Annotated in this window: 19 protein-coding genes; 1 reads left to right on the top strand and 18 read right to left on the bottom strand. The window is 58.9% G+C overall.

Annotated features, from left to right (window positions below; all coding sequences use genetic code 11):
* Positions 1–40 precede the first annotated feature (40 nt).
* From N7578_RS06610 to ruvC, 18 genes are all read right to left on the bottom strand, one after another.
* Positions 41–1,219: a phosphoserine transaminase gene (locus tag N7578_RS06610; RefSeq protein ID WP_311109484.1), complete on the bottom strand. Its 1,179-nt coding sequence runs from the start codon at positions 1,217–1,219 to the stop codon at positions 41–43.
* A gap of 214 nt (positions 1,220–1,433) precedes the next feature.
* Positions 1,434–2,279: a porin family protein gene (locus tag N7578_RS06605; RefSeq protein WP_311109483.1), complete on the bottom strand. Its 846-nt coding sequence runs from the start codon at positions 2,277–2,279 to the stop codon at positions 1,434–1,436.
* A 186-nt stretch (positions 2,280–2,465) separates the two neighbouring features.
* A complete protein-coding gene (glmM, locus tag N7578_RS06600) occupies positions 2,466–3,818 on the bottom strand; it encodes a phosphoglucosamine mutase (RefSeq protein ID WP_311109482.1) in 1,353 nt (450 codons plus the stop codon).
* A gap of 191 nt (positions 3,819–4,009) precedes the next feature.
* Positions 4,010–5,956: an ATP-dependent zinc metalloprotease FtsH gene (gene ftsH, locus N7578_RS06595; protein WP_311109481.1), complete on the bottom strand. Its 1,947-nt coding sequence runs from the start codon at positions 5,954–5,956 to the stop codon at positions 4,010–4,012.
* Between the two features lie 154 nt (positions 5,957–6,110).
* Positions 6,111–7,442: a tRNA lysidine(34) synthetase TilS gene (gene tilS, locus N7578_RS06590; protein ID WP_311109480.1), complete on the bottom strand. Its 1,332-nt coding sequence runs from the start codon at positions 7,440–7,442 to the stop codon at positions 6,111–6,113.
* A gap of 32 nt (positions 7,443–7,474) precedes the next feature.
* Positions 7,475–8,455: a tol-pal system protein YbgF gene (gene ybgF / locus N7578_RS06585; protein ID WP_311109479.1), complete on the bottom strand. Its 981-nt coding sequence runs from the start codon at positions 8,453–8,455 to the stop codon at positions 7,475–7,477.
* A 159-nt stretch (positions 8,456–8,614) separates the two neighbouring features.
* A complete protein-coding gene (gene pal / locus N7578_RS06580; protein ID WP_311109478.1) occupies positions 8,615–9,148 on the bottom strand; it encodes a peptidoglycan-associated lipoprotein Pal in 534 nt (177 codons plus the stop codon).
* Positions 9,149–9,357: 209 nt separating this feature from the next.
* Positions 9,358–10,671 carry a Tol-Pal system beta propeller repeat protein TolB gene (tolB, locus tag N7578_RS06575; protein WP_311109477.1) on the bottom strand — a complete coding sequence of 438 codons (1,314 nt, stop codon included), beginning with the start codon at positions 10,669–10,671 and terminating at the stop codon, positions 9,358–9,360.
* 82 nt (positions 10,672–10,753) lie between these two features.
* A complete protein-coding gene (locus N7578_RS06570) occupies positions 10,754–11,935 on the bottom strand; it encodes a hypothetical protein (RefSeq protein WP_311109476.1) in 1,182 nt (393 codons plus the stop codon).
* A gap of 10 nt (positions 11,936–11,945) precedes the next feature.
* Positions 11,946–12,404, bottom strand: coding sequence for a protein TolR (gene tolR, locus N7578_RS06565; RefSeq protein WP_311109475.1), 459 nt, complete (start codon positions 12,402–12,404; stop codon positions 11,946–11,948).
* Between the two features lie 46 nt (positions 12,405–12,450).
* Positions 12,451–13,170, bottom strand: a complete 720-nt coding sequence (tolQ, locus tag N7578_RS06560) for a protein TolQ (RefSeq protein WP_311109474.1) — start codon at positions 13,168–13,170, stop codon at positions 12,451–12,453.
* A gap of 262 nt (positions 13,171–13,432) precedes the next feature.
* Entirely contained in the window at positions 13,433–13,870 is a 438-nt protein-coding gene (ybgC, locus tag N7578_RS06555; RefSeq protein ID WP_311109473.1) for a tol-pal system-associated acyl-CoA thioesterase, read from the bottom strand.
* Positions 13,867–14,403: an NUDIX hydrolase gene (locus tag N7578_RS06550; protein ID WP_311109472.1), complete on the bottom strand. Its 537-nt coding sequence runs from the start codon at positions 14,401–14,403 to the stop codon at positions 13,867–13,869. The genes ybgC and N7578_RS06550 overlap by 4 nt, the downstream gene beginning before the upstream one ends.
* Positions 14,400–14,912, bottom strand: coding sequence for an NUDIX hydrolase (locus tag N7578_RS06545; RefSeq protein ID WP_311109471.1), 513 nt, complete (start codon positions 14,910–14,912; stop codon positions 14,400–14,402). Before N7578_RS06545 ends, N7578_RS06550 begins: the two co-directional genes overlap by 4 nt.
* Complete coding sequence (locus N7578_RS06540; protein WP_311109470.1) at positions 14,909–15,493, bottom strand: DinB family protein; 585 nt, start codon at positions 15,491–15,493, stop codon at positions 14,909–14,911. Before N7578_RS06540 ends, N7578_RS06545 begins: the two co-directional genes overlap by 4 nt.
* Before the next feature lie 19 nt (positions 15,494–15,512).
* A complete protein-coding gene (ruvB, locus tag N7578_RS06535; protein ID WP_311109469.1) occupies positions 15,513–16,553 on the bottom strand; it encodes a Holliday junction branch migration DNA helicase RuvB in 1,041 nt (346 codons plus the stop codon).
* An 83-nt stretch (positions 16,554–16,636) separates the two neighbouring features.
* Positions 16,637–17,254: a Holliday junction branch migration protein RuvA gene (gene ruvA, locus N7578_RS06530; protein ID WP_311109468.1), complete on the bottom strand. Its 618-nt coding sequence runs from the start codon at positions 17,252–17,254 to the stop codon at positions 16,637–16,639.
* A gap of 33 nt (positions 17,255–17,287) precedes the next feature.
* Positions 17,288–17,800 (bottom strand): crossover junction endodeoxyribonuclease RuvC, encoded by a 513-nt coding sequence (ruvC, locus tag N7578_RS06525; RefSeq protein ID WP_311109467.1) that lies wholly within the window; start codon positions 17,798–17,800, stop codon positions 17,288–17,290.
* Positions 17,801–18,043: 243 nt separating this feature from the next.
* Here ruvC and N7578_RS06520 point away from each other — a divergent pair, with 243 nt between their 5' ends.
* Complete coding sequence (locus tag N7578_RS06520; RefSeq protein WP_311110074.1) at positions 18,044–20,353, top strand: methyl-accepting chemotaxis protein; 2,310 nt, start codon at positions 18,044–18,046, stop codon at positions 20,351–20,353.
* Positions 20,354–20,373 lie beyond the last annotated feature (20 nt).

Raw genomic sequence — 20,373 nt, 5'->3', positions numbered from 1 at the left:
GGGAATGTGCGGCCCCGCCATTGGCAGGGCCGGTATTCAATCAGGCCGCAGCCTTGGAAAGCGTTGCCTTCTGCGTGGCGAACGCCCACGCCAGCCAGGGCATGACGGCTTCCATGTCAGCCGTTTCGATGGTGGCGCCAGCCCATATGCGAAGACCCGAAGGCGCATCGCGGTAAGCGCCGATATCCAGCGCGACATTTTCCTTTTCGAGAAGAGCAACGACGCCCTTGGCGAAAGCAGCCTGTGCATCTGCATCGAGAGCGACAACATCCTTGTCGACGATCTTCAGGCAGACGGATGTGTTGGAGCGTGTCTCGTCGACAACGGCCAGATTGGCGATCCAGTCGTTTGCGGCAACGAAGTCGTAAATGACCTTGGCATTTGCGTCAGCACGGCCGACGAGCGCCTCAAGACCGCCAAGGTTCTTCGCCCACAGCAGAGCATCGATGTAGTCTTCAACGCAGAGCATCGAAGGCGTGTTGATGGTTTCGCCGGTGAAGATACCTTCGATCAGCTTGCCGCCGGAAACCATGCGGAAAATCTTCGGCAGCGGCCAGGCCGGCGCGTAGCTCAGCAGACGTTCGACAGCGCGCGGCGACAGGATGATGACGCCATGACCGCCCTCACCGCCGAGAACCTTCTGCCAGGAGAAGGTGACGACATCGAGCTTGGCAAAATCGAGATTCTGCGCAAAAGCAGCAGAGGTCGCATCGCAGATCGTCAGACCCTTGCGGTCAGCCGGAATGAAATCAGCGTTCGGAACGCGAACACCCGAGGTGGTGCCATTCCAGGTGAAAACGACATCGCGGTCGAAATCGACTTCAGCCAGGTTCGGCAGCAGGCCGTAGTCGGCCTCGAACTTGCGGACGTCCTTCAGCTTGAGCTGCTTGACGACATCGGTTACCCAACCGGCGCCAAAGCTTTCCCAGGCGAGCATATCGACGCCACGTTCACCGAGCAGCGACCACAGGGCCATTTCAACGGCGCCGGTATCGGATGCGGGGACGATGCCGATACGATAATCAGCAGGAACGTTCAGAACTTCGCGGGTGAGATCGATGGCCTGCTTCAGCTTGGCTTTGCCAACCTTGGCGCGATGCGAGCGACCGAGCGGTGCATCGGCAAGAGCTTCAAGCGACCAGCCGGGACGCTTCGAGCAGGGACCAGAGGAAAAATGCGCATTGCCCGGACGAACGTCCGGCTTCACGATATCTGTCATTGGACTATCCTTCCAGATAGGCGCTCCACGTTAGGGTGGAGTGTCCTGACGCCGTTGCTATTCTTCTCCTCATGTCCAGTCAAGCGGAATATGTCGCAGAACGGAAGAATCTTTGCTCGCATGCGTCACGCGACACGCAGCATGGGGCCAAAGAAAAGCCGCCCGCATCCCGAGGATGAGAACGGCTTTGATTTTTATCAGTCGTGCAAGACGATTACTTGTAAACGGCAGGCTGCAGCGGAATATCGGCGGGCGGCATGTACTGAGCCGTATCGCAACCATTGAAGACGTAACGGCCGCCGACGCGCACTTCATGCGAATACAGGCCCTTGTCGCGGCCCGGTCCGCCATTGTTCTCGTAACCGAACATGTCACCCTTGTTGATATGGCGGAAACGATAGCCCACGTCTGCCTTCAGATTGCAGGTGATGTCGATGGATGCACCGGCCATCAGCGCATAGGCGAAACGCCACTTGCCCTTGCCGCCATGCTCGGTGGTCGGGTCGCAGCCAAGGCCGCTGGTGCTGCAGGACGTGTTACGAAGCTTGTCCCATTTCACGTAGGAGCCACCGATACCGCCACCGACATAGGGCGTGACGCGGCCGTAGGTGCCCAGATCCACATAAGCGTTCGCCATCAGCGTATATGCCCGCAGGGAGCTCAGGTCCGCGGAGACACATGGGCCTGGGACAGAGCCGCAACCACCACTCGTGGAGCCGCGGAAATCGGACTTGCCCATATAATCGAAGGTCAGATCGCTGCGGAAATGGTTGTTGAACTGATAACCGACACCGGCGCCGACGACGTAGCTGTCCTTGATGCTTGCCGTATCGAAATCACGCAGCGAACCGGTAGGGCCACCCTGATAATAGTGCGCGCCGCGCAGCTTGTTGAAGGAGTAGCCGACATCACCGCGCAGATACCAGCCGCTTGCCTGCGAAACCTGCACTTCCGGAGCCTCGATATAGGCCGGGGCCGGCTCCGCTTGATAGAGATCGGCAGCGAAGGCGCTCGTGCCGGTCATCAGGACGGCCAGAAGTCCGGCCAGGGCATTTTTCATGACTTCCACTCCAGAAACGGCACATGCGCGATGGCAGCAGGCGCCAGTGAACTTTTCAGTCATGACAGTGAAGCAAATTGGTTAAGTCACGATTAACCACGATCATTCACCATGTTTATTAGCAAATACTCAAGCAAAAAGCCGGCACGTACGCCGGCTTTTCGCAATCATTCCTGTAGCAGGCGCTTATGCAGCCGTGCGTGCGCTCGAGATGACGCCAACGAGATCGTTGACGATCTGCTCCACCTGGGCGCTGTCGTCGCCTTCCGCCATGACGCGGATCAGCGGTTCCGTGCCGGACGGACGAATGACCAGACGGCCATTCTTTGCCAGTGCGCTTTCAGCATCGGCGATTGCCTGCTGGACGACAGGGTTTTCCAGCGGCTTTCCGCCAGAGATTCGCACATTCTTCAACAGTTGCGGCACAGGCTCGAACTTGCGGCAGACCTCGCTGACGGTGCGGCCGGAACGCTTGACGCGGGCCAGAACCTGAAGTGCCGCGACAAGACCGTCACCCGTAGTGCCGTAATCAGACAGAACGATATGGCCTGACTGTTCGCCGCCGACGTTGAAATCATGGTTGCGCATGTGCTCGACGACATAACGGTCGCCAACCTTGGTACGGGCGAGCGTTAGGCCTTTGTCTCCAAGGTAACGCTCCAGCCCCAGGTTGGACATCACGGTCGCCACAATGCCGCCGCCGCGCAGGATCTTGTCTGTCGCCCAGCTGTCGGCGATGGTCGCCATCAGCTGATCGCCATCGACGATCTCGCCACGCTCGTCCACAATGATGACGCGATCCGCATCGCCGTCCAACGCAATGCCGATATCGGCGCGAACTTCATGCACCTTTTTCTGAAGGGCTTCCGGATGCGTCGATCCGCATTCCAGATTGATGTTGGTGCCGTTCGGCTCGTTACCGATGGTGACGACTTCAGCGCCCAATTCCCACAATGCGGCAGGCGCCACCTTGTAGGCTGCACCATTGGCGCAATCGATGGCGATCCTGAGGCCGTTCAGCGTCACGTCCCGCGGCAGGGTGCGCTTGACGAACTCGATGTAGCGATAGATGTCGCCATCCACGCGCTTGGCGCGGCCGATCTCGCTCGGCTTGGCAAGCTGCGCATAGATGTCCTTGTCGAGGAGATCCTCGATTTCCAGCTCCAGTTCATCCGAAAGCTTATATCCATCCGGGCCGAACAGCTTGATGCCGTTATCGGCAAACGGGTTGTGCGAAGCCGAGATCATCACGCCGATATCGGCACGCAGCGAGCGCGTCAGCATGGCGACGGCGGGCGTCGGAATAGGCCCAAGCAGAAAGACGTCCAGGCCGGCCGCGGTAAAGCCCGCCACCAGGGCATTTTCCAGCATGTAACCGGAAAGACGGGTGTCCTTACCGATCACGACGCGATGGCGGTGATGCCCGCGACGAAAGATGGTGCCGACAGCAATACCGACCCGCATCGCCAGATCCGGGGTCATGGGAAAGACATTCGATTGTCCGCGGATACCATCTGTTCCGAAATAACGGCGTGCCATTTGAACTCCAAATCCTTCATGCGCTCCGGCGGCAGTTGAAGTAGCCGGACACGTTTTCTGGCTAGATGCCACAAACAATGGCAAACAGCACGTAAATTAGCACGAAAATGGCTTATATCTTGTTACCAACGTGAAAAGGCCACCCGGTTCCGGGTGGCCTCATTTTCAGTCAGGTATCTGATTTTCATCCGTCAATGCGGCTGGGGTTCCAGGCCACCTTCGGCCTCGCCGTCGCCCTTGGCTTCGTTCGGGCCATCCTTCTTGGTACCAGCCTTCGGAACCGCCGAACCACGGCTGCCTGGAGAATCGTCACCCAGATCACGGGCAGGCTTTTCACCACGAATCAGCGCCTTGATCTCTTCGCCGGTCAGCGTCTCATATTCCAGAAGACCTTCCGCGATCGCGACGAAACCGTCGTGATGATCCGTCAGGATACGGCGCGCTTCCGTGTAAGCCTCATCGATCAGGCGGCGAACTTCGGTATCGATGGTCTGCGCCGTCGCTTCCGAAACGTTCTTGGACTGCGATACGGAGTGACCGAGGAACACTTCCTGCTGGTTTTCACCGTAAGCGACCTGACCCAGCGCATCGGAGAAGCCCCACTGCGTCACCATCGCACGGGCAAGCTTGGTGGCCTGCTCGATATCCGAAGATGCCCCGGACGTGATGTTTTCCTTGCCGAAGGTGAGCTCTTCCGCAACGCGTCCGCCCATCATGATGACCAGACGGGACACCATCCACTTGTAGCTCATGGAATAGCGGTCGCCTTCCGGAAGCTGCATCACCATGCCGAGAGCGCGGCCACGCGGAATGATCGTCGCCTTGTGCAACGGGTCAGCGACCGGCACATGCAGCGCCGTGATGGCATGACCGGCTTCGTGATATGCGGTCAGCTTCTTTTCGGCCTCGGTCATGGCAGTCGTGCGGCGCTCCGCACCCATCATGATCTTATCCTTGGCGTCTTCGAACTCCTGCATGGTCACGACGCGCTTGTTGCGACGTGCAGCCATGAGGGCAGCTTCGTTGACGAGGTTCATGAGATCCGCACCGGAGAAGCCAGGCGTACCGCGTGCCAGAACCTTGAGGTCGACATTCGGAGCCAGCGGCACGTTGCGAACGTGCACCTTGAGGATTCTCTCGCGACCGACGATATCTGGGTTCGGCACAACGACCTGACGGTCGAAACGGCCGGGACGCAGAAGCGCGGGGTCCAGAACATCGGGACGGTTGGTCGCAGCGATCAGGATGATGCCTTCATTGGCCTCGAAGCCATCCATCTCGACCAGCAGCTGGTTGAGGGTCTGTTCGCGTTCGTCGTTACCGCCGCCAAGACCAGCGCCGCGATGGCGGCCGACGGCGTCGATTTCGTCGATGAAGATGATGCAGGGTGCGTTCTTCTTGGCCTGCTCGAACATATCGCGAACTCGGCTTGCACCGACACCGACGAACATTTCAACGAAGTCAGAACCAGAAATGGTGAAAAACGGAACATTCGCCTCACCGGCGACCGAGCGCGCCAGAAGCGTCTTACCCGTTCCAGGAGGACCGACGAGCAGCACGCCGCGCGGAATTTTGCCGCCGAGACGCTGAAACTTCTGCGGGTCGCGAAGGAATTCAACGATTTCCTCAAGATCCTGCTTGGCCTCGTCAACACCGGCAACGTCATCGAACGTCACGCGGCCATGCGCTTCTGTCAGAAGCTTGGCCTTGGACTTGCCGAAGCCCATCGCACCGCGAGAACCGCCCTGCATCTGCCGCATGAAGAACAGCCAGACGCCGAGAATGAGGAACATCGGCAGCAACGTGCCGAGGTAGCTCAAGAAGCCCGACGAGCCGTCGCTCTCAGGACGCGCCACGATGGTGACGTTCTTGGCCTGCAAGCGTTCCATCAGGCTGTCGTCGATGACGGGCGAATAGGTCTGAAACGCAGAACCGTTTTCGGTGTAGGTTCCAAGAACCCGGTTTCCTGTCACGGTCACGTCGCGAACTCGCCCGGCGTCCACATCGCGAAGGAACTGAGAATACGGAATTTCACGCGAACCCGTTTGCGTAGGCGACGTCTGGAACATGCTGAACAACGCGATCAGCAACAGGGCAATGACTGCCCACAAGGCGAAATTTCTGAAATTTGGGTTCATCGAACTCCCCGAACTCACACGAGCATAGCTGCTGCCCGCTCTTACGTGCCCTTAACATAAGGTCGACATATGCCGTTGCCAAGGCGAAGGGCGTTATCTGATGCGTTTTGGTGTAAAAAGTATTCCAAGGCAACTCACGAAAAAGAAGCTCGATTTAAACCGGGGGCTGTGAATATCCCGGCCGGCCGAACAAACCGGCGATCCCGTTCGCCAACTCAAGGTCGAACTGCGGCAGGAACAGATCGAAGGGAGCCAGCCTCGGCGTGACCGCGACTTCCTCAGCACCGATCACCGCATCGCCGTTCGACGCGACGATATCCGGCACAGCTGAAACGACCTGCCGAACGACTGCGGAAGGCACGGCCGGAAAGATCAGCGAACTGCCCTCACCCCAGATCGAGGGTATCACCTGAACCTGCCTGGGGGAGCAGTTTCGGATGATGAAACGATCATCCCAGATGCCACTTGCGCCCGGTGCAACGACGGTCACCGGAAGGTTTCGTCGCTCGCGGAACAGATATAAAGCATCACGCCGCCGGTCGATAAGCACGCGACCGAGCGTCATGCGTCCCGATGTGCCGCTAGCGATAAACGCCATAGCCCGGTCCATACCGGTCGCGGAGGGCAAATAGGCGCGTCCACCAAGCACTGCCAGCAACGCCGAAAGCGCATGGCGGCACGTCGGCAATGCGGGATCGGCCGCATCAACATCGATTCGCGCCAGAACGGAGTGGGAGACGGATACGTGAGCGCGCAACCATTCCGCAGCCTCCTCGGAAAGCTGCGCTCTTCTCTCCGAAATTCCGGATGGCAGAACGCAAGGTGCGGCGTCCAGCGCCTGTCGAACCCTTACCCGCTCGTATCTGGAGTTTTCATTGCTCGGATCGTCGGTCCAGCGGGTTTCGCGGGACCGAAGATAGTCGCGGATGGCCTGGCGTTCACACCGCAGAAATGGCCGCATGATCCAGTGGCGACCTTCGTACAGCATCGCCTCGGCCATGCCGGACAAGCCTATACTGTCGTTACGGTCACTGCGTGCGGCGCGCATCGCAACCGTCTCGCGCTGGTCGCCAGAGGTATGGCCCGTTACGATCGCGTCTGCGCCGACGGTATCTGCGACATCGGCAATCAGACGATAGCGCGCCAACCGGGAGGCGTCGGACAGACCGGAGGCTGGTTTTGGCTCATCCCAGCGGCGCACCGCATGATAAACACCGAGTTCATCACACAGCGCAGCGACCCTTCTCGCCTCATCCGCCGATTCCGGCCGAAGCGCGTGGTCAACCGTCACGGCTGACAGCCGCACACGCTTACGGGACAGACCTGTCAATGCTTCATGGAGTGCGAGTAACAGTCCGGTAGAATCGCTGCCCCCGGAAATTGCAACGAGAACATGAGCTGGCTCGCGGAGTCTTTCGATAAAAAACTTCGCCGCCTCAAGCGGGTCCATGCCGGTTTCGTCTGGTATGCAGCTCTTCGCCAGCATGGAAAGACCGCCACATCACGGGGAGAGGGAAATCAGCAGCTCAGTCGCTTCTGTTCGCTGGCAACCTTGTTCAGCACCGTTTTGGAGGCGCTGGGGTAACGCTTTGGCACTTCACGCAGCGTCGCGCAGGCGGTTTCGGTATTGTCCAGCGCCGCAAGGGACATGCCGAGCTTCATCAGCATTTCCGGTGCCTTCGGCGACTTGCCGTAGGTCTGGTGGCCGTTCAGGAATGTCTTGGCAGATTCGTTGAACTTGCCCTGCGAATATTGCGCCTCACCAAGCCAGAAGCTGGCGTCGGCGGCCTTCGCACCCTTCGGGTAGCCCTTGAGATACTGTTCGAAGCCCTGCTCCGCCAGCTTGTAGTCACCGCCGAGCACATGGCTGTAGGCGGCCTGATAAATGTCGTTTTCGCTGGTCAGCGCAGCGGTATTGACGGGATCCGTCTTTTGCGTGCCATTACCCGTCGCCACACCCGGCAGGTTGCCGGAAGAATTGTTGGCGCCCTGATTGAGCGTACCCCCAACCGGCATGCCACTGGAATCGAGCTGAATAGAGCCAAGCGTCGTCTCGCCGGGCGCAGCGTTCGGCTGGGACGGTGAAACAGAAGCGCCACCCTCGGGTGGCGTTTCGATGATCGTTGCAACGTCGTCGGTCGGAGGACTTGCGGGTTCGGCCTCCGCTTTCTTCTTGGGCGTTGCAGGCGCCGCACTCTTACCGCTTTCCAGTTCCTGGAAGCGGAATTCATTGTCTTCCTGCGCCTTGCGGATCGTTTCCTGCATCTGCAGAAGCTGGAAGCTCATTTCTTCGATACGGCCATTGAGCTGCCGGATCTGCTCTTCAAGCTGCTGAACCCTGTATGATTCATTGGCCTGAACCCGGACGACCGGGGCCTGTTGAGAATTGACCGTGCCGAAGCTACCCCCCGCACCGAACAACGGACCTGAAACGGCCACGCCGCTCAGGCCGGTGCAGGCTGCAAGCCCCAGCATTCCCGCCACGACAAGTTTCTTCATCTCATTCGTCCTGCCTTAACTGATTTGCGCCGGAATGGTGCAAAGCCGGATTTTTTCCATATCACCCGAAAAAGCAACTTAACTTCGGCCAAACTATGAAAAAAACGAAAGGCGGCCCATAGACCGCCTTCCATTGCAGATCACAAATGCGTCAGGCAATTACATGCCAGCGCCGCCGAGAACCGTCACGGCGCGACGGTTCTGCGACCAGCACGAAATGTCGTCGCAGACTGCGACCGGACGTTCCTTGCCGTAGGAAATGGTCTTGATGCGGTTTGCCGGTACACCCTGCGAAGCGAGGAATTCCTTGGTTGCCGCGGCGCGACGTGCGCCCAGAGCAAGGTTGTACTCGCGTGTTCCGCGCTCGTCGGCATGGCCTTCGACGGTGATGGCGTAGTTCGGGTAACGAGCCAGCCACTGAGCCTGACGCTGCAGCGTCTGCTGCGCATCGGCACGAATGGAGGTGCTATCGGTGTCGAAGAAGATGCGGTCGCCGACGTTGACCGTGAAGTCCTGCTGGGAGCCCGGCGTTGCGGAACCCGCGCCACCGAGGCCCAGTTCACCGGCGCTGTTCGGCATGTTCTTCTTGTTTGCACAGCCTGCAAGGGCAAGCGCAAGAGTCATGGCGATGACAGCCGGGTTACGGGCCAGTTTCTGCATGGGGCTGAGTGCCGAAGTGTGTGTACGGCTCATCGCCGGTCTCTCCTTAGAAATTCAGTAACGTTGCCAGACACTATCCGATTGCGGTTAATGAGCGGCAAACACTTATGGTTAACAGAAAGGAAATGTCCCACTTTCCTGCTCCCTCACAGCACTTTGCGGCAAGAAAGAGGCATCCCCCGGTATCACATTGCTAAAAATATGGCGGCGATGGATCATCCAGCGCCGCCATGGCAATCAAATCAGTCCAGAAGCGGCGACCATGCCGGGTCTGAAGCGAAGGTCGGTGTCTTGATGAGCTGCTCGTTGTAGCCGGTCAGATCGATGGAATAGAGCTGCGGGCCACCGGCACCGGCGTTCTGGCGGAAGAACATCAGAACGCGGCCGTTCGGTGCCCATGTCGGGCCTTCATTGTGGAAGCCGCTGGTCAGGATGCGTTCACCCGAACCATCCGGCTTCATCACGCCGATGGAGAATTTGCCGCCGGACTGCTTGGTGAAGGCGATCAGATCTCCACGCGGCGACCAGACCGGCGTCGAATACGAGCCATCACCGAAAGAGATACGGTTCTGACCGGAGCCGTCGGAGTTCATGACGTAGATCTGCTGGCGTCCGCCGCGGTCGCTTTCAAACGCAACGCGCTGACCATCCGGCGAATAGGACGGCGCGGTATCGATCGCCGGCGTATTCGTCAGCCGGGTCGTCGTACGGGAACGAAGGTCCATCGTGTAGATATTGGCGTTGCCGTCCTGCTGCAGGCTCATGATGACCTTCTGGCCATCGGGAGAAAAGCGCGGCGAGAAGGTCATGCCAGGGAAGTTGCCGACGACTTCGCGCTGTCCGGTTTCAAGCTGCAACAGGTAAACGCGCGGCTGTTGGCCTTCAAAGGACATGTAGGTGACTTCTTGACGGTTCGGCGAGAAGCGCGGCGTCAGAACGATGTCGTTCGAATTGGTCAGATTGCGGATATTGAAGCCGTCCTGGTCCATGATGGAAAGCTGGCGCTTACGGGCAGTCTTTGGTCCACTTTCCGAAACGAAAACGACGCGGGTGTCGAAGTAACCCTTTTCACCGGTGATGCGCTCATAGATCGCATCGGCAATGATGTGAGCCACACGGCGCCAGTTTTCCGGCTGGGTGAAGAACTGCTGACCCGTCATCTGTTGGCCTGCGAAGGTATCCCACAGACGGAATTCGGCGCGCAGGCGACCATCGCTCTCGCGCGTCACGCGACCCGTCACCAGAGCCTGCGCATTGATGACCTTCCAGTCCTCGAAACGCGGCTGCTGATCCGGATTGCTGATCTTTTCGATAAAGGCGCTCTTGTTGACAGGCGCAAACAGGCCGGAGCGCTGCAGATCAGCCGCGATGACGGCGGAAACCTGTGCACCGATACCGTCACCGGACATGAAGTCGGTGATGGCGATGGGTAGCGGCTGAACGTTACCCTTGTTGATGTTGATTTGAACCTCGGCATTCGCCGGAGCGACAGCAACCAGCGAGAACAACATGCCCGTGGCAACCATGAGGGCGCGGAGGACAGAACACTTGGTCATTTAGACAAGCCTTTCAGCTTCTTACGAAAATTGGACAAGAATTTTGGGATCTCTGTCGTCATCGGTTCCAAAACCTGTCGGCTCACAATGCAAATTCGGACGGATCGAAGTTCAGAACCATCGTGTTCCAGCCCCTTTCGCCCTCATATTTCTCGATAGGCATGTTCTTGAGCGGCGCGGAGCGAAGGATCGCACGGCGCGCGCTGCTTTCGACTGCCCGGCGCGTGCCTTCCGGACCACCAGATGCACTGACCTCCGGCTGCCCGACGATGTTGCCGGACTGATCCAGCTCGATCTTGATGACCACGCGCACCTCGGCAACGCCAGTCAGGCCTGAAACCATCGACCAGTTGTTCTGGATCTGGCCCTTGACGTTATCGATCTCGCTGGCGCTGAGGCCCGTGCCGAGCGTCTTCTTGCCACCCAGAGAGGCCGTTTCGGTCGAACGCTTTGCACCGCCGCCCGAAGGCGCCTGCTTGTTCAGGAGGGCCGAGATTTCGTCGGCATTGAACTCGCTGGCCTGCGAAGCAGCGGACTTGGCAGTTTCCTGCTTTTTATCGGCAGGCTTCTTGTCAGACGGTTTATCGTTCGATTTGGCCTGATCCGGCTTCTTCTCGGCAGGCTTTTCAGTCGGCTTCTGTTCAGCGGGTTTTGTCTCGGCCTGCTTCGGCTCTTCAGGCTTCGGCGGTTCTGGACGTGAATTAGGGCGCGGCACGTTCTGCGGAACCGGAATTTCCGCCGGTTCCTGATTTTGCGGCGGCGGTTCCTCTGCCTTCGTTTCCTGCGGCGGGGTGGGTTCCGGCTTCGGCTGCGGTGCGACTTCAGGTTTTGTCTGCGGGAGGGCCGCCATTTCCTGCGGCTTCGGCGCGGAGGTCTCCTCCTTGACGATATCCTTCACCTCGTTCGGCTTGGTATCGACAACCGGCAGAGGATTTTCCGCCTTGGGCGGTGCTGCCGCACTTTCATTGTTGTTCGGCTTTTCCGTGGGGGTAGGCGGAGCCTGAATATCCGTGGTGTTGTTGCCGGCGTTCTGGGCGTTCTCGACGATATCCGGGCGGGTTGTCGGAACAGGAGCAGACTTTTCCGCCTTGGGCGCGTTCTTGTCACCCTGCTGGATCTGGCTCAGTTCTTCGACAGGCACCAGCTCCACCGGCAGCGCCTCTGCTTGCGACACATCGAGAGGCTCCGGCGAGCCCAGGGATACGAGGGCGAAAGCCAGAAGCGACGCATGCACAATCGCGGATGTGGTGATGCTGCCCTTCATCGCTCTTACGTCAATTGTCCTGTTTCTGCTGGGTAACGAGGCCGATGTTCTTGAAGCCTGCGGCCTGAATGCGCGCCATCACGTCCGCGACCATGCCGTAAGCCGCAACAGAGTCCGCACGAACGAAGATGCGCTCATTGTAACCGGTCGTCGCAATCGCCTGCAGCTTGGCAGCAACTTCTTCGGCCTGGATCTCCGTTTCCTGAAGATGGATCTGACCGCTGGCGTTCACGGAAATCGTGATCGGCTGCGTGTCGGAATTCAACGCATTGGCGGATGTCTGCGGCAGGTCGATCGGAACGCCCACCGTCATCATCGGCGCCGCCACCATGAAAATGATAAGCAGCACCAGCATGACGTCGACCAGCGGCGTCACGTTGATTTCGCTGATCGCGCCGCCTCTGCGACGGCCACCGCGTCCGCGGCGTCCGCCGGAACCGCCGCCGTTGCCACCTGCTGACATACCCATAACGTCTACTCCATTTTGCCTTCCGGCAACTTACCGCGCGGTTGGCTTACTGCGCCGCCTGGCGCGTCTGAAGCTTTTCATCGATCTGACGCGAAAGGATCGCGGAGAACTCATCGGCAAAACCTTCCATGCGAGCGGAAAGCTTGTGCGCGTCAGCCGTGAACTTGTTGTAGGCGATAACCGCCGGAATAGCAGCGACCAGACCGATGGCCGTTGCAAGAAGCGCTTCGGCAATACCGGGTGCCACAACCGCAAGGTTGGTGGACTTCGAGCCGGCAATCGCCTGGAACGAGGTCATGATACCTACGACCGTACCGAACAGGCCGATGAACGGACCGGCGGAACCGATGGTCGCCAGCGAACCGAGGCGCGCCTCATACTGTTCGCCTTCACGCGCCATGGTCACGTCCATTGCCCGGTCGATGCGCATCTGCAGACCGATGGGCGAACGGGCACCGCGCTCGAAGGATTTTTTCCATTCCCGCATCGCCGAAACGAAAATCGCCGCCAGACCGCCGTTCTGGCGATCCGCCAGCGTGCGGTACAGCTCTTCAAGCGACTGACCGGACCAGAAGACCTGTTCGAACTGGTCGAACTGGCGTTTCGCCTTGTTGAAGCTCATATATTTGTCGATGACGATCGCCCACGTCCAGACCGAGGCGGCCAGAAGTCCGATCATGACGAGCTTTACGATAAAGCCCGCCTGCATAAACAGAGCCCAGAGACTTACGTCGTGCGTCGCCGCTGCCAAACCTGCCTGTTCCATAAATATCCAATCCCCGAATCCAAACGCCCGGCACTGGACCGGGCGATTCAAACGCGCATAAGCACTCGAAGTTACGCGACCAACGTCGCTTACCCCTGTCGCCATGCCCCGGTACTTGCCAATATGCCTTCCTTGCCAATAAATTTGGTGAAAGGAAGGCGTGCACCGCACAAATACCAGATGCTAAAGTAAGACACCATTATGGTTAAGAGAGTGTTACTTTAAGGGCACCATTGCAGGATTTACTGTGGTGGCGGCTGTCTTACTTGAGGAATTTTTCCGCGACGGTTTCCGGCAGACGCCTCGGTCTGCCGTTCGCATTGATGACAGCGATGATGACTTTTGCGGCAACAAGTAATGTTTCGCCGCGCCGGATTTCCTGATTGAGGACCATTTTCGCGCCGCCTGCTTTTTCGGTGACAGTGGTGATCGTCAGCACGTCATCCATGCGCGCAGGACTCTTGAAGTCGATCTCCATGCGATGAACAACGAAGACCAGCCCCTCCTCGTCCGCCGTCAACAAGGCACTCTGCTCGCAGCCAAGGCAGCGCAGATAATCGGTGCGGCCACGCTCCAAAAAATGGAGATAGCGGGCGTGATAGACCAGACCGGAGAAATCGGTGTCTTCGTAATAGACACGCTGCATCAAACGGTGACCGTGTTCGATGAGTTCGCCGGACAGGGGGACGGATAAAGTCATTGTATCTCCTTGATAAGTCCCGCCCCACCATGAAGGCTTTCGCGAACGATCAGATGGTCATGCCGCCGCGGCAGGGCTTCTATACGCTCCGCTATGAAGGCAGGCTTCAGATCGTGTGCAATCAGTGCGGAAGAGCTGGCGGGCAGCCAGCGAAACTCGACCTCGACACCATCCTGCACCCGATGAACGATCTCGCGGTCGTGGAAGGGCATCGGCTGATCGAGTGAAATCAGATAATAGAATGCCAGCTCATGGGCGGCATAGTCCTCGTATGAAAAGAAATTCTCGGCCGACCAGACAAGACGTTCGACCACGGCACCGCGGTCAAGTTCCTCACGAATTTCCCGGACAATCGTTTCTTCTGAACTTTCACCGATTTCGGCCCGCCCGCCCGGCAACGCCCAGTAGTCGTCCTTCACACCGCGCTGGACGAGTATATGCCCGTTCTGGAATATCAGAGCCGCCACGCGCATGCTGAAAAGCTGCGGCTTGCGGTCCAGCCGGATCATATGGCGTTCAGTGGCAAAGGTCATTTATCGTCCAGATCGCCATCATACCAGACGAGGTGTCTGGTTGTTTGCGGCAGGTGCTCTATTTCGTCGGCGATGAAATAGGGTGGAATATCCAGCTCCGTCAATGCCTGACGGGTCGCCGCGACCCAGCGGAATTCCAATTCGTTGTCGCCATCCTGAACGCGATGGATGACACCGGGTGGGTGAAACGGAAAACTCTCGGGCAGGTCCATGAGATAATAGAAGCCGAGCTCGTGCCAGTCCTTGCCCTCGTAGTGGAAGAAGTTTTCGACCACCCACAGAAGCCGCCCGACCTTTGCTTCTACGCCAAGCTCTTCCATCATCTCGCGCTCGAGCGTTTCTTCCGAGCGCTCTCCCATTTCGGCCCGACCGCCTGGGAAGGTCCAGAATTTCTCGTGTGTCGCCCGGTGGACAAGCACATGTCCGTCTCTGAACGCGAGGCCGGCAATACGCATCTGGAAAATGCGCTTCGGCTTGAACTTCATTCGGATGCGTGTGTCGTGTGTCATCGTGCAGGCCTGCGAACCGGAAACATCAAATCATCTTCCCGCCATTCTAACGCATCCATCTCGATTTTTCTCGCCATAGCATCATCGCCGACAATGAATTCGTCGAGTTGCGGCGGCTTGACCGGAGTACCCGCCAGCATGGCATGCACTTGCCCGCGATGATGTGTCTGATGCTGGAAAAGATGACTGAGGACATCGTCGCAGCGATCGTGCTGAATGCGCGCCCCGCGATGCACATTGACCGTCGTTGACAGGCCGCGTTCGTCGAGCCTGTCGACAAGCTCGATCAGATCATCATCAAGCAAGGCCTGCGCATCCCGCAGCTCTGCCATCGTGGAGCAAGGCTCCTCGTTTTCCCAGGCGGCAGGACCAAGTGACCCGCCCTTCAGCGCATCGATGTAAAAACGGTCGATAATGTAAATGTGGTTGAGCGTCGCCCGGATTGTCGGAAAAAAGCTCGTTCGAGGCGCGACAAGCTCGTCGTGCGACAGCTGCAGACAGGCATTGTGGAGACGGACATTGGCGAGGCGATTGTTGCGCGCCAGTTTGCGAAACACGCGGGCGGCATCGTATTCCGGCATCAATCGCCTCCTTCGTTTGTCAGTCCTCGTCGAGTGTCAGCCGGAACTGCGCGGCCTCAAGATCTTTCGGCGGCTGCATGCCGAGATGTTTCCATGCGGTTGCCGTGAGCACGCGTCCACGCGGCGTACGCTGGATGAACCCCTGCTGGATCATGTAAGGCTCGATGATGTCCTCGATGGCGTCACGCGGTTCGGAAAGACCGGCAGCGATGGTTTCGATCCCCACCGGGCCACCACCGAAATTGACGGCGATCATGCTGAGATAACGCATGTCGAGCTGGTCGAGGCCCATATTGTCGACGAGAAGACGGGTCAGCGCTTCGTCGGCAATCTCCTTCGTCACGGCTTCCGCCCGCGCCACTTCGGCAAAGTCGCGAACGCGACGCAGGAGACGTCCGGCAATACGCGGCGTTCCGCGCGCACGTCTGGCAACCTCGCGCGCACCCTCGTCGGTCATGTTGAGCCCCATCAGGCGGGCACCACGGCGCACGATCGATTCCAGTTCATCGACCGTATAGAAGGAAAGTCTCACCGGAATACCGAAACGGTCCCGCAGAGGCGTCGTCAGCAAGCCGAGACGTGTCGTCGCCGCCACCAGCGTGAACTTCGACAGATCGATCTTCACCGAGCGCGCCGCCGGTCCCTCACCGATAATCAGATCGAGCTGGAAATCTTCCATCGCCGGGTAGAGAATTTCCTCAACCGCCGGATTAAGACGGTGAATTTCGTCAATGAACAACACATCCCGCTCTTCGAGATTGGTCAGGAGTGCAGCGAGATCACCGGCCTTGGCGATGACAGGCCCGGAGGTGGACTTGAAGTTGACGCCAAGCTCCTTGGCCATGATCTGCGCCAGCGTCGTCTTGCCGAGGCCGGGCGGGCCGACGAACAGGACGTGATCCAGCGCTTCGCCACGGTTCTTGGCAGCCTCGATAAAGACCTTGAGGTTGGCGCGCGCTTCCGCCTGTCCGGTAAAATCGTCCAGCGACTGCGGACGCATGGTGGTGTCGATATCTTCACCACGCTTGTCCGCCGAGATCAGTCTTGCCGCATCGCTCATCAGGGGTATTCCGTCTTTATCGCCAATTCATGGGGTAGCACGCACCACCCCCTATACCATGCCGCCATAACACTGGCATCGCCTTATCGCGACAGCTCCTTCAGCCCAAGCCGGATGAGCTTGGCGCTGTCGCCGCCTTCGCCGCCATTCTTGAGCGCGGACGCAACGGCGTTCGCCGCCTGATCGCGGGAATAACCGAGGTTGGTCAGCGCCGAAACGGCATCCGCCACCGGCGCAGGCGCGGCCCCCTCGCCCAGTTCCTGCTTGAGGCCGATGGAGGCGGATGCCTCACCGGCAAAGGCAGGTGCCTTGTTGCGGAGTTCGGTGACGATGCGCACCGCCACCTTCGGGCCAACACCCGGCGCACGCGAAACGACCGTCTTGTCCTGAAGCGCAATGGCGTTTGCCAGCTCCGAGGGCGTAAGCGTGGACAGCACCGCCAGAGCGACTTTGGATCCGACGCCTTGCACGCTTTGCAGCAGATTGAACCATTCGCGTTCAAGAGCAGAAAGAAAACCGAACAGCTTCAGCTGATCTTCGCGCACATAAGTCTCTATGAAAAGCACGACCGCTTCCCCGACAGAGCCGATCTTGGATAGGGTCCGCGCCGAACAATGGGCGACGTAACAGACGCCATGCACATCGACCAGCACGTAATCAGCACCGATTTCGTCGATAGTCCCTTTGAGTTTTCCAATCATGACGCCGCCCGCAGAAATAAAACCATCAAAAATTTAGCCCGCCGCCAGAACGCGCCGCATCCTGTCGCCGCCGCGATTGTGTGCATGGCAGATCGCAATCGCCAGCGCATCCGCCGCATCGTTGCCCTTGAACTCCGCCTTGGGCATCAGGATTTTCAGCATCATGTGAATCTGCTGCTTTTCACCGTGACCAACACCGATGACCGCCTTCTTGACGGCGTTCGGTGCGTATTCGGAAACCGGCAATCCAGCCCGCGCCGGGACCAGCATGGCGATGCCGCGTGCCTGCCCCAATTTCAGCGTCGCCACGGCATCCTTGTTCACGAAGGTCTGCTCCACAGCCGCCTCATCCGGCTGATAGCTGTGCACGATTTCTGCGAGCCCGTCATGGAGCTGGCAGAGACGCGACGCCAGATCCATATTGCCATCCGACGTGACCGTCCCGGAGGCGACAAAACGCAGGCTGTTGCCGAGGCTTTCGATGATGCCCCAGCCGGTACGCCGCAAACCGGGATCGATCCCGATGATTCGAATCGTGTTCTGCATAAGCCACCCTATCTTTCCAGCCGCGAACCTGCCAGCGATATGTGAACAAAACGACAACATCCGCTAAATTTGCGGTGCAGCATTTACCTCTGTTTAAACCCCGTACCGCATTGTTTCGGTCAAAATGACAAAAGGGGAGCTGCGGACATGATGCGCCGCGGCAAAACAATACGCCAATCGATCAGCCGGTGCCGCCACGAACAAGGGCGGGGCTGCCGAACTGGTATGGGGGCTGCAGCAGCCATGCTCAACCGTTTTCATTCCATATCGACCAAAGTTCTGGTCATTTTCCTTGCATTGATGGCCACCTCGACCGCCGCGCTGACCCTTCTCGGTTATCAGAGCAGCAGCAGCGTTCTTCAGGAACAGGCCTCGAAATCCATGGAAAGCATTCTCGTCTTCCGCGGCGACATGCTTCAGGAACGTCTGGAACAGCTTGAAACGCAGGCGGATTCCATCGCGAAAATCGAATCCCTGCAGATGGCGGTGGTTTCGATGCGCAGCGGCTGGGGCACCGTGCAGAAAAACTCCGGCGACGCAAAAGCCGAACTCCAGCGTGTTTTCGTCAAGGACAACCCCTTCAGCCAGCGAGAAAAGCTCATCAAACCGGAGAACCCGAGCGGCTTTTATTATTCGACACACGAAAAAACCCAGACAGATATCGCCGGTTTCCTGCAAGGCACGCCGTTCAGCGACGTCCTGTTTGTCGACCCTGCCGGGACGGTCTATTACTCCTACCTCAAAGGACCTGCATTCGGTGAAACAGTCAGTGGCGGCGCATGGGCGGATAGCGGCCTTGGCGCGGCCTTTTCCCGCGGCGCGGACAACGCCAAAAAAGCTGTGAACGATGCGGCGCAGACAAGCTTTTCCGGGCTGCGGATAGATCCTGCGACGAAGGAAGCCGGCATCTATTTCGGCATTCCGGTCGTCAAATTCGAATCCTTCAAGGGGATCGTTCTCTTCAAGGTCAAAGAAGAGGTCTTTGCCCAGATCCTTGCAAAGGGCATCGCCAAGGAAAGCTCCGAACAACCCGCCATCATCTCAGCGGACGGCAAGGTGATTGGACTGGATGGCAACAGGCTCGCCGGTGTTGATGCCGCACCTTACGGCTTCTACACGACCGCCCTTAATGCAGCGGGCATGACGGAAGCAAAAATCGTCCGTGCCGATGGCGAGGCCAACGCCTATGCTCGCCCGTTTTCATTTGCTGGTGAGAGATATCTTGCCGTTGAAAGCATTCTCCAGAGTGAACTCAATGCAGGCTCCATATCCATCGCTGGCACACTGGCGACGATCGGCCTTTGCGTTCTGGCAGTTATCGGGGCCGCGACCGCATTCTTTGCCCGTCGACTTTTCGCGCCGTTGCAGAAGCTCGCCACTCTCACCGGTGATGTCGCAGCCGGTAACCTTAATGCCGAAATCGGCAATCAGGACAGGAAAGACGAAATCGGCCTGATGGCGCGCGCGCTTGGCAGCTTCCGCGAAAAGCTCATCCAGCAGCGGGAACTTGAAGCGACGTCCTCACGCACCCGCAAGGAAGCGGAAACGGCGCGTCAGGCACATATGGCCGAGCGCGAAGCGGAGGCCAACACCTTGCAGATGGTCGTCCATTCGCTGGATGAAGGACTGGACCGGCTGGCGAACGGCAATCTCGCCTATCGCATCGAAACCGTGTTTCCCGCGGATCTCGAAAGCCTGCGCCACAATTTCAATACGGCGCTGGCGCGCCTCAGCGACACCATGCAGGCGATCGGCGGCAATTCCGCGGCTGTGCGCGGAGGTTCGGAAGAAATGCGCGTTGGCGCCGACCAGCTTGCCGAACGCACCGAGCGACAGGCGGCCTCCATCACGGAAACCGCAAGCGCCATCAAGGCCATCACCGAAGCGGTTCGCGATCAGATCGACCGTGCCGAACAGGCAACCCGGATTGCCCGCGACGCGAGCAAGGAGGCGACCGTCTCCAGCAACGTGATGGAGCAGACCATTTCTGCCATGGAAGCGATCCAGACCTCCTCGCGGCAGATCAACCAGATCATCGGCGTGATCGACGAGATCGCCTTCCAGACCAATCTTCTTGCCCTGAACGCAGGCGTTGAAGCGGCCCGCGCCGGGGAAGCAGGCAAAGGTTTTGCGGTCGTCGCCCAGGAGGTGCGCGAACTGGCGCAGCGTTCGGCAGCGGCGGCAAAGGAGATCACCACCCTGCTGAAACGCTCCACCGACGAGGTTTCAACCGGTGTGGCACTGGTCGAAAAGGCCGGAGTATCGCTGGCGGGCATTGGCCAGCACGTCCAGACAATCAGCGCCCGCATCGAGGAAATCATGGAATCAACCCGAGAAGAGGCGCACACACTGGCGGAAATCAACAGCACGGTGAGCGGCCTTGACGCCATGACGCAGCAGAATGCCGCCATGGTCGAGGAAACAACCGCGGCCATCCACAATCTTGCAACGGAAGCGGGCGAGATGGACGGCAGGCTGGGGCAGTTCGTTCTTGCGGACGGCAACGGTCGTGCCGCTTATCCCGATCCGACACGATACCGTCAGGCAAGCTGAAAGGCAGATGGGGCTCCTCG

The sequence above is a fragment of the Agrobacterium tumefaciens genome (genome assembly GCF_031801495.1).
Taxonomy (GTDB): domain Bacteria; phylum Pseudomonadota; class Alphaproteobacteria; order Rhizobiales; family Rhizobiaceae; genus Agrobacterium; species Agrobacterium tumefaciens_K.
The sequence above is the reverse complement of the archived record's forward strand: the minus strand, read 5'-3'. Positions and strand labels throughout refer to the sequence as shown.

What these genes read in the sequence shown, in the direction of transcription:
- N7578_RS06610 (WP_311109484.1), bottom strand. Translation starts at nt 1,219, where the DNA reads ATGACAGATATCGTGAAGCCGGACGTTCGTCCGGGCAATGCGCATTTT.
- N7578_RS06605 (WP_311109483.1), bottom strand. Translation starts at nt 2,279, where the DNA reads ATGAAAAATGCCCTGGCCGGACTTCTGGCCGTCCTGATGACCGGCACG.
- glmM (WP_311109482.1), bottom strand. Translation starts at nt 3,818, where the DNA reads ATGGCACGCCGTTATTTCGGAACAGATGGTATCCGCGGACAATCGAAT.
- ftsH (WP_311109481.1), bottom strand. Translation starts at nt 5,956, where the DNA reads ATGAACCCAAATTTCAGAAATTTCGCCTTGTGGGCAGTCATTGCCCTG.
- tilS (WP_311109480.1), bottom strand. Translation starts at nt 7,442, where the DNA reads ATGCTGGCGAAGAGCTGCATACCAGACGAAACCGGCATGGACCCGCTT.
- ybgF (WP_311109479.1), bottom strand. Translation starts at nt 8,455, where the DNA reads ATGAAGAAACTTGTCGTGGCGGGAATGCTGGGGCTTGCAGCCTGCACC.
- pal (WP_311109478.1), bottom strand. Translation starts at nt 9,148, where the DNA reads ATGAGCCGTACACACACTTCGGCACTCAGCCCCATGCAGAAACTGGCC.
- tolB (WP_311109477.1), bottom strand. Translation starts at nt 10,671, where the DNA reads ATGACCAAGTGTTCTGTCCTCCGCGCCCTCATGGTTGCCACGGGCATG.
- N7578_RS06570 (WP_311109476.1), bottom strand. Translation starts at nt 11,935, where the DNA reads ATGAAGGGCAGCATCACCACATCCGCGATTGTGCATGCGTCGCTTCTG.
- tolR (WP_311109475.1), bottom strand. Translation starts at nt 12,404, where the DNA reads ATGGGTATGTCAGCAGGTGGCAACGGCGGCGGTTCCGGCGGACGCCGC.
- tolQ (WP_311109474.1), bottom strand. Translation starts at nt 13,170, where the DNA reads ATGGAACAGGCAGGTTTGGCAGCGGCGACGCACGACGTAAGTCTCTGG.
- ybgC (WP_311109473.1), bottom strand. Translation starts at nt 13,870, where the DNA reads ATGACTTTATCCGTCCCCCTGTCCGGCGAACTCATCGAACACGGTCAC.
- N7578_RS06550 (WP_311109472.1), bottom strand. Translation starts at nt 14,403, where the DNA reads ATGACCTTTGCCACTGAACGCCATATGATCCGGCTGGACCGCAAGCCG.
- N7578_RS06545 (WP_311109471.1), bottom strand. Translation starts at nt 14,912, where the DNA reads ATGACACACGACACACGCATCCGAATGAAGTTCAAGCCGAAGCGCATT.
- N7578_RS06540 (WP_311109470.1), bottom strand. Translation starts at nt 15,493, where the DNA reads ATGCCGGAATACGATGCCGCCCGCGTGTTTCGCAAACTGGCGCGCAAC.
- ruvB (WP_311109469.1), bottom strand. Translation starts at nt 16,553, where the DNA reads ATGAGCGATGCGGCAAGACTGATCTCGGCGGACAAGCGTGGTGAAGAT.
- ruvA (WP_311109468.1), bottom strand. Translation starts at nt 17,254, where the DNA reads ATGATTGGAAAACTCAAAGGGACTATCGACGAAATCGGTGCTGATTAC.
- ruvC (WP_311109467.1), bottom strand. Translation starts at nt 17,800, where the DNA reads ATGCAGAACACGATTCGAATCATCGGGATCGATCCCGGTTTGCGGCGT.
- N7578_RS06520 (WP_311110074.1), top strand. Translation starts at nt 18,044, where the DNA reads ATGCTCAACCGTTTTCATTCCATATCGACCAAAGTTCTGGTCATTTTC.